An 8812-nucleotide genomic window follows, 5' to 3' on the forward strand; every position below is an offset into this window, starting at 1 on the left:
GATCACTAAATTTTATATAATATGGATAAATTGAAGAAATTTGAATTGATGGAAAAAATTGCGAGAGAATTAGAAGATGTTAGGAAAAGTCAGCAAGCCGTATTAGAAAAAATTGGGAAAATCGAGGTGGATAATATCGAACTTGGAGACCAAAATCTAGAAAAGATTCTACCGGATATTTTTCAACGTACAGCAGACAATTCAGATGCAATCCGTCAACTATTAGATTCTTTCCAAGAAAAAACAGAAGAATTTGGAGAGAAAAACAATGTTGCGAAACTAAAAGAACAACAACAAATCAATAGCATTAAATAAAAAAGAAGAGTTTCCTATTTGGAAGCTCTTCTTTTTGTGTATTCATCAATGACAAATGTCAATTGATCTTCTTGACTCATATAAGAATTATCCAGCACAATGGCATCTTCCGCTTTACGCAAAGGACTTTCTTCCCTTGTACTATCAATATGATCACGATGTGCCAGATTCTTAACAATTTCATCGATCGTCACCTGCTCTCCCTTATTGGTCAATTCTAAATAACGTCTGTTAGCACGTACTTGCGGATCCGCTGTCATGAAAATTTTCATATCTGCATCCGGAAATACAGTTGTGCCTATATCGCGACCATCCATCACGATATTGCGTCTCCGCCCTAATTTCTGCTGTTGTTTTACCATGGCTTGACGCACAGCTTTTATTGTACTCACTTCACTCACCATATCCGAAATATACATCTGACGGATCTCATCCGATATATCTTCATCATTAAGATGAATCTCAGTTTTATCATCATTAGGAATGAAATCGATATGAATATTTTCCAACGCCTCAGCTATTGCTTTATCATCTTTCATATCTATTCCCTCTCTGAGAAAATAAAGTGTCACAGCACGGTACATTGCACCACTGTCAATGAAAACAAATTTTAATTTTTTGGCCAGTGCTTTTGCCACTGTACTTTTACCACATGATGAAAAACCATCAATAGCGATAATAAAGTTATGTCTTGTTGTCATAAAACTAATTCATCCCCCCAATAATCACCCCAAGCTTATTCACTAAAGGAACCAGTATTAAATTCCCTTCTATAATGCTTTCAGGTAGGAAGATGTATTTTTTATCGTAAATAATATTATCAATATAAAAGCTTAACCAATATTCATTGGTTAAACCGAATACCTGTTCATCAATAGCTTCGATTTTTTCGAAAGAATGTGGAGCAACATTACCGATAAAATGACGTAATGTGCTTGTGATCACATTTGCACCATCCTTTTCGCCATAACCTTTTGAAGTAACCAAGACATTTTGAATTTCTTGATTCTTTTCATTAATTAAATAAACATTCCAAACTTTTGACTCCGGGCTTTCACTCTCCAATACAACAGCAATCGTAATATTTTGAACAATGTTTTCAGGTAAATCCTTTTTCATTTCAATTATTTATCTTTAGTCGCTTTCACAGCAGCCTTTGTAGTTGTCTTTTTAACCGCAGTCGCTTTCTTCGCTGCAGGAGCTTTTTTAGCAGGAGCTTTCTTTGCAGTAGTCGCTTTTTTAGCAGTTACTTTTCCTTTGCTTTTAGGAGCATCAGCTTCCGCCCATTTCAAGACATCTTCATACGTGATCTGCTCTACTTCTGTTCCTTTTGGAATTTTCAAATTCTGTTTTCCAAAACGGATAAACGGTCCCCAACGGCCTTGTTCAATTTGAGCTTCAGGATTTTCGTCAAAAACACGAATTACCTTTTCAATATCTTTTTGTCTCTTGTCTTTGATAATCTGGATACACTCTTCCTCTGTCACATCAAGTGGATCAACATTCTTTGGTAAAGAATAAAAAGAAGAATCATGACGGATATAAGGTCCAAAACGGCCAATGGCAACAGTCATTTCCTTTTCTTCAAAGATACCAACCTTCTTTGGAAGCTTAAACAATTCCATAGCATCCTCAAAAGTAATCGTTTCGATCATCTGTCCTTTTCTCAAAGATGCAAAACGAGGTTTCTCTTCATCATCTTGTGCACCAATCTGCACCAAAGGACCAAACTTACCAATACGTACAGAGACAGGTTTACCCGATACAGGATCGACACCCAACTCACGTTCGTTGTTAGCACGTTCAGCATTTTCTAACGTATTCTGTACTTCTGAATGAAAAGGTCCGTAGAATTCACGCAACATATCTGTCCATTCGGTCAAACCATGTGCAATTTCATCAAATTCCTTTTCTACTTTTGCCGTGAAATTAAAATCTACAATGCCTTTAAAGTGTTCAACTAAGAAATCATTAACAACAATACCGATATCTGTTGGAAACATTTTTCCTTTTTCAGCGCCAGTAATTTCAGTCTTAGTAACGGCAGAGATTTCCGTATTTTCTAAAGTCAATACACGATAGTCACGTGAACGTCCTTCTCTTTCTTCTTTCACTACATAACCGCGATTTTGAATCGTAGAAATTGTCGGTGCATAAGTAGATGGTCTACCAATACCCAATTCTTCCAACTTCTTCACCAAAGCAGCCTCTGTATAACGAGCAGGAGGTCTTGTAAAACGCTCTGTCGCGTTCATGCTTTTCAATACGACCGATTGTCCTGTTACCAAAGGTGGCAACAAGGAGTTATCACTATCATCATCATTCGTTACCTCTTGATCATCATCTGTAGATTCAAAATAAACTTTCAAGAATCCATCAAACTTCATTACCTCACCTGAAGCAGATAAATCCTCCTTACGTGTAGAAATAGAAATTTTAGCTAATGTTTTCTCGAACTCTGCCTCACTCATTTGAGAAGCAATAGCACGTTTCCAAATTAAATCGTATAAACGTTTTTCTGCTGCATCACCTTCAATGCTATGTTCAGAAAAATAAGTTGGACGAATGGCTTCGTGAGCCTCTTGAGCTCCAGAAGTTTTTGTTTTATATTTTCTTAACTTATGATAACGATCACCATAAGCAGAACGAATTTCTTTCTCAGCAGCTTCTGTTGCTGTATCACTTAAGTTAACAGAATCGGTACGCATATAGGTAATGCGACCAGCTTCATATAAGCGTTGAGCAACCTGCATAGTACGCGCAACAGAAAATCCTAGCTTACGACTAGCCTCCTGCTGTAGCGTTGAGGTAGTGAACGGAGCCGCTGGAGCTCTTTTCGCAGGTTTTGTTTCCAAACTCTTAACAGCAAATTCCGCTGTCTTACAATCCTCTAAAAACTGCTTTGCTTCAGCCTCTGTTGCAAAACGCTGTGGCAACTCAGCTTTAAAACTATCTTTAACTTTTCCAGTATGGAAAAATGCCACAATACGAAATGATGCTTCCGCATTAAATTTTATAACCTCGCGCTCGCGGTCTACAATTAAACGCACTGCTACCGATTGAACACGTCCTGCGGACAACGATGGTTTTACTTTCTTCCATAACACAGGTGAAAGCTCAAATCCTACCAAACGATCCAGTACACGACGGGCCTGCTGTGCATTTACTAAATTATAATCTATTTTACGTGGATTCTCAATGGCCTTTAAAATCGCAGGTTTGGTGATCTCATGAAATACAATACGCTTAGTACTCTCATCTTTTAAACCTAAAGTCTCAAATAAATGCCACGATATAGCCTCCCCCTCGCGGTCCTCATCGGATGCTAGCCAAACTGTTTCTGCAGCTTTTGCTAATTTCTTTAACTCACTGACAACAGCCTTCTTATCACTCGGCACTTCATATTTTTGTTGAAAATCTTTATCTGTATCAATAGCATCATCGGTCTTCACCAAATCACGAATATGTCCGTAACTGGACTTTACCAAAAAGTCCTTCCCTAAATACCCTTCTATTGTTTTCGCTTTCGCCGGAGACTCTACTATGAGTAAATTTTTAGCCATTTAAATTTGAGATTTGTGCAAATAAAGGCATTTCTTTAACGAATGACAATATTTTTAGTCTTTTTTTACATTATTTAAGGAAAAAAAAATAAATAACCATTTGTTTTATTCCAAAACAAGGGTTCATATTTTTTTATAAAATTCTGTTTTTTACCCGTAGAAATTTAACAAACAAGCTTTAATAATACCAAAGACGTACCTCTTTAAATTACATCTATATTGGATGAAATCGTACATCAAATGTATGACCTACCAATTATTGACAACAACCATATAGCTAATAAATGGTTAAGGTATCGTTATAGCTGACGAAAAGATTACCTTGGTTTACCTAACGACAAGAAAACAAACTCCAATCTGTTGGTGACTTTGTAAAAAACAATTTGGAGAACAAAATACTAATTAAAAAATAAATAAAACAAACTTTCAAGCTATTTCGTTTATAATGTAAGGCCCTTCTTTATAAAAGATATACCTGAAAAAGTGAACATTTGATAAACAAAATATCCAAAATCATATCATTGTATGAGCAATTTCAAAAGAAAGACGAATCTAGAAAACGTAAATAAAACTTCAAAATGGGACATTGTTATCATTGGAGGCGGGGCAACTGGGCTTGGTATCGCTGTCGATGCGGCTTCTCGAGGATTTAAAACATTATTACTCGAAAAATATGATTTTGCAAAAGCAACCTCAAGTAGGAGTACGAAATTAGTCCATGGTGGTGTGCGGTATCTCGCAAATGGAGATATTAAACTTGTCTATTCCGCATTGCATGAAAGAGGAATAATTTTCCAAAATGCACCACACTTAGCTAAAATTCAAAGCTTTATTATTCCATGCTATACATTTTTCAGTAAGTGGAAATATCTGATTGGATTAAAAATCTATGATTGGATGGCCGGTGCATACCGGATCGGAACTTCCAGATTTTTATCCAGCAGTCAGGTTGTTGCAAAACTGCATGCTGTCAAACAGGATAATCTAAAAGGGGGTATAATCTACTATGACGGCCAGTTTGATGACTCCCGATTTGCGATCAATCTAGCACAGACAGCAAATTCTCTTGATGCAACAATCTTAAACTATTGTGATGTAAATGCCATTCATAAAGATACAAATGGTCAAGTTTGTGGTGTTTCTTTTACAGATTTAGAGTCAAACCAGAATTTTGAAGTTAAAGCAAAAACCGTCATTAATGCGACCGGAATCTTTGTTGATGATATATTAAAACTGGAATCACCTGTCCATAAGAATTTAGTAAGACCATCTCAGGGAACACATATTGTCATTGACAAGAAATTTTTAGGGGAAGAAGATGCCCTTATGATTCCGGAAACTAATGACGGACGTGTGCTATTTGGTGTGCCATGGCACGACCACATCCTATTAGGAACGACAGATACGCCCTTAGATATTCACACTATTGAACCAAGACCTTTAGAAGAAGAAGTAGATTTTATTTTAGAAACGGCTAAAAACTACCTCAATCCTGCTCCTACCCGAGCAGATATACTCAGTGTATTTGCAGGTTTGCGACCACTGGCTGCACCAGATGAAAGTAATCCAGCTTCAACAAAAGAAATCTCCCGGGACCATAAACTGATCAGCAGTAAATCAGGATTGATTACCATTACAGGAGGGAAATGGACGACATATCGTAAAATGGCAGAAGATACCGTTAACAAAGCCATTCAAATCGGAAAGTTAAATACAGCTCCTTGTATTACAAAAACCTTAAAAATACATGGTTATCTTCAAGAAAAACAGCAGGGACACTGGCAGATATACGGTTCAGATGCAAAGTTAATACAAGAGTTAGCACAAAAGGATCCAAATTTGTCCCAAAAGATTCACCCCAAATTTGATTATATCGCAGCAGAAGTAGTATGGGCAGTAAGAAATGAAATGGCAAGATGCCTGGAAGATGTTTTAGCAAGAAGGATACGCATGCTGTTTTTAGATGCAAAAGCAGCCATGGAGGCAGCTCCCCTAGTTGTTCAGATTATGTCCAAAGAACTTGAGCAATCGAAAACATGGGAAGAAGAACAGCTTGCACAATTCCTTATACTTTGTAAAAACTATACTTACAATTCCTAATCCATTAACAACGCATTTATGAGTACTAAAGAATACATTTTGGCATTAGACCAGGGCACAACGAGCTCAAGAGCAATTATCTTTTCGAAGTCAGGAAAAATAGAAGCGATAGCACAAAAAGAATTCAAGCAGATTTATCCAAAATCTGGTTGGGTTGAGCACGATCCTAAAGAGATTTGGTCCAGTCAACTTTCAGTTTTTACAGAAGTTATGGCCAAGATGAAGATTACCCCAAAACATATCAAAGCCATCGGAATTACAAATCAGCGTGAAACCACTATTATTTGGGATAGAAAAACCGGGGAACCCATCTATAATGCTATTGTATGGCAAGATCGAAGAACAGCAGACTATTGTAAGCAGATCGAAAATCAAGGTCATGGCAATACCATTCAGAAAAAAACAGGTCTTCGTATCGATGCCTACTTCTCCGCATCTAAGATCAACTGGATATTAGATCATGTAAAAGGTGCTAGAGAAAGAGCAAATGTGGGCGATCTCGCTTTTGGAACCATAGATAGTTGGATTATTTGGAACCTAACTGATGGAGCTGTCCATGTAACCGATGTGTCCAATGCATCAAGAACGATGTTGTACAATATCGAAACGTTAACATGGGATAATGAATTGCTGACCATATTTAACGTACCTGCAAGTATCCTTCCTAAAGTTGCCTCCTCGTCAGAGGTATATGGACATACTTCGGGTCAGATCCTTTCCAGTAGTGTACCTATTGCAAGGATTGCGGGCGATCAGCAAGCGGCACTATTTGGACAAATGTGCACCCAAAAAGGAATGGCAAAAAATACCTATGGAACAGGTTGCTTCTTATTAATGAACATTGGCTCAAAACCAATTTTTTCGAATAACAATTTAGTCACTACGATTGCTTGGAGAATTGGAGGAAAGGTAACATACGCTCTGGAAGGAAGTGTATTCATTGGAGGAGCTGTTGTGCAGTGGTTACGAGATGAATTAGGTATCATCAAAACTTCTGCAGAAATAGAAAAATTGGCTGAAAGTGTAGCGGATAGCGATGGTGTCTATATGGTTCCGGCTTTTTCAGGTTTAGGAGCACCACATTGGAATCCTTATGCACGTGGTACGATATTAGGGCTTTCTCGAGGCACCAATGTCGCTCATATTGCCAGAGCTGCGCTAGAGGGAATCGCATTTCAAATAACAGATATTCTGACAGCCATGCAGTCTGATTCAAATATTGAAATCAAAGAACTTCGTGTTGATGGTGGCGCAAGTGCGAATAATTTCCTGATGCAAACCCAGGCCAACTTTCTCAATACAATCACCATACGTCCTGAGGTAACAGAAACGACAGCACTTGGAGCAGCATATTTAGCCGGTCTAGCGGTTGGATTTTGGCCCAGTGTGGAAGAAATAGCAAAACAATGGCAAATTAACAGAACATTTACACCAATACCAGATCCATCAATTGAACAATCATTGCGAGAATGGAAGCGCGCTGTAGAGACAACCAAGTTTTGGGCTAACTACGATCTCAACGCTTAACAACAGTTATTATGAATGTACTAATCGCAGAATTTATTGGGACAGCCGTGCTCATTTTATTAGGAGGAGGAGTTGTCGCAAATGTTGTATTGAAAGATACTAAAGGGAACAATTCAGGTTGGATGGTAATCAGTACAGCTTGGGCTTTAGCGGTATTTGCCGGAGTAACGATTGCAGGACCCTATAGCGGGGCGCATCTTAATCCTGCTGTTACGCTTGCTAATTTAATATTGAACAAAATGACCTTAAGTTTAGGACTTCAATACATCACAATGCAAATTTTAGGGGCTATGTTTGGTTCATTTATCGTTTGGTTGATGTACAAAGATCATTTCACCCAAACCGAAGATGCAGGAGCCAAAGAGGCCGTGTTTTGTACAAGACCTGCTATCTTTAATCCTAAAATTAATATCATCAGTGAAATTGTAGGTACTTTTGTCTTAATTTTTTGCATCCTACATTTCACTGAACCAACTATCCAACAAGGACAAACTTTGGGCTTAGGTACTATAGGAGCAATACCGGTAAGTTTTATTGTTTGGGTAATCGGATTATCTTTAGGCGGTACAACCGGGTACGCCATCAACCCTGCCCGAGATTTAGGCCCTCGAATTACACACGCTTTATTACCGATAAAGAATAAAAAAACATTTAATCTAGCATATGCCTGGGTGCCTATAGTCGGTCCACTTATAGGCAGCACTCTTGCCACATTGATTTATTTATGTATAAATTAAGACGATTAAAATTTGTCCAATTGCAAGAATAAAAATCCAATATTCTATAATAAATATCATAATAAGCATTAAGAATAACCTAATCCAGCTAAATAAACTGGATTAGGTTATTTTTTATCAAGTATAATGAAAGGGAAACCTATTGCCCGTAAATCATGTGATCTCAAATAGACTATCATATGCTACATACAAAACTGAATAGCTAAGTGATAACGAAGAAATAAAAAGGCAGTACACAAACCCCGCGTTCACGAGAACATAATAGTCCCTAGTATATAAGAAGTATCAAATAGCATTATATGAGTATTAAAAATTAGAGATCGGAAGATATAGTGACAGTATGCTTGTCCGATAGGAAGAGGATATAGAAGCTGAATAGGTTAAATGATGAGCATGACGGGCCTGCAGAAGTTACCGGAATAACCGGAATAGCCCTGTTCACAGCATAAAAAGGTATAAACACAAAAAAGCCTCTGCTGTATAGCAAAGGCTTCTGTATAAAAAAAGGCACCGACCTACTCTCCCACCTGTTACGGCAATACCATCGGCTCTGGCGGGCTTGACTTCTCT

Annotated in this window: 8 protein-coding genes; 4 read left to right on the plus strand and 4 right to left on the minus strand. The window is 37.7% G+C overall.

Annotation, left to right across the window (positions count from 1 at the left end; translation table 11 throughout):
• Positions 1–21: 21 nt before the first annotated feature.
• Positions 22–315 carry a hypothetical protein gene (locus JAZ75_RS22400; protein WP_021191795.1) on the plus strand — a complete coding sequence of 98 codons (294 nt, stop codon included), beginning with the start codon at positions 22–24 and terminating at the stop codon, positions 313–315.
• 14 nt (positions 316–329) lie between these two features.
• Here JAZ75_RS22400 and cmk read toward each other — a convergent pair whose 3' ends face one another.
• From cmk to topA, 3 genes are read right to left on the minus strand one after another with little or no spacing between them, the layout of a single operon-like run.
• Positions 330–1016: a (d)CMP kinase gene (gene cmk / locus JAZ75_RS22405; protein ID WP_132842228.1), complete on the minus strand. Its 687-nt coding sequence runs from the start codon at positions 1014–1016 to the stop codon at positions 330–332.
• A gap of 4 nt (positions 1017–1020) precedes the next feature.
• Positions 1021–1434 carry a hypothetical protein gene (locus JAZ75_RS22410; protein ID WP_021191794.1) on the minus strand — a complete coding sequence of 138 codons (414 nt, stop codon included), beginning with the start codon at positions 1432–1434 and terminating at the stop codon, positions 1021–1023.
• Between the two features lie 5 nt (positions 1435–1439).
• Entirely contained in the window at positions 1440–3878 is a 2439-nt protein-coding gene (gene topA, locus JAZ75_RS22415; protein ID WP_132842226.1) for a type I DNA topoisomerase, read from the minus strand.
• 525 nt (positions 3879–4403) lie between these two features.
• On the opposite strand from topA, the gene JAZ75_RS22420 reads away from it, so the two are divergent.
• The 3 genes from JAZ75_RS22420 to JAZ75_RS22430 are packed head-to-tail and all read left to right on the plus strand — an operon-like array spanning position 4404 to position 8242.
• Positions 4404–5978, plus strand: coding sequence for a glycerol-3-phosphate dehydrogenase/oxidase (locus JAZ75_RS22420; protein WP_208698654.1), 1575 nt, complete (start codon positions 4404–4406; stop codon positions 5976–5978).
• Between the two features lie 18 nt (positions 5979–5996).
• Positions 5997–7505: a glycerol kinase GlpK gene (gene glpK / locus JAZ75_RS22425; protein WP_208698656.1), complete on the plus strand. Its 1509-nt coding sequence runs from the start codon at positions 5997–5999 to the stop codon at positions 7503–7505.
• A gap of 11 nt (positions 7506–7516) precedes the next feature.
• Positions 7517–8242: an MIP/aquaporin family protein gene (locus tag JAZ75_RS22430; protein ID WP_208698658.1), complete on the plus strand. Its 726-nt coding sequence runs from the start codon at positions 7517–7519 to the stop codon at positions 8240–8242.
• 313 nt (positions 8243–8555) lie between these two features.
• Here the strand turns inward: JAZ75_RS22430 and JAZ75_RS26060 are convergent.
• Positions 8556–8812: hypothetical protein (locus JAZ75_RS26060; protein WP_232789300.1), on the minus strand; the 257-nt coding region annotated here is incomplete at its 5' end.

This window comes from Sphingobacterium sp. UDSM-2020 (assembly GCF_016132525.1).
Taxonomy (GTDB): Bacteria; Bacteroidota; Bacteroidia; order Sphingobacteriales; family Sphingobacteriaceae; genus Sphingobacterium; species Sphingobacterium anhuiense.

Bases quoted from the DNA above. Each gene is read 5' to 3' on its own strand.
- JAZ75_RS22410 (WP_021191794.1), bottom strand. From the start codon at position 1,434: ATGAAAAAGGATTTACCTGAAAACATTGTTCAAAATATTACGATTGCT.
- topA (WP_132842226.1), bottom strand. From the start codon at position 3,878: ATGGCTAAAAATTTACTCATAGTAGAGTCTCCGGCGAAAGCGAAAACA.
- cmk (WP_132842228.1), bottom strand. From the start codon at position 1,016: ATGACAACAAGACATAACTTTATTATCGCTATTGATGGTTTTTCATCA.
- glpK (WP_208698656.1), top strand. From the start codon at position 5,997: ATGAGTACTAAAGAATACATTTTGGCATTAGACCAGGGCACAACGAGC.
- JAZ75_RS22430 (WP_208698658.1), top strand. From the start codon at position 7,517: ATGAATGTACTAATCGCAGAATTTATTGGGACAGCCGTGCTCATTTTA.
- JAZ75_RS22400 (WP_021191795.1), top strand. From the start codon at position 22: ATGGATAAATTGAAGAAATTTGAATTGATGGAAAAAATTGCGAGAGAA.
- JAZ75_RS22420 (WP_208698654.1), top strand. From the start codon at position 4,404: ATGAGCAATTTCAAAAGAAAGACGAATCTAGAAAACGTAAATAAAACT.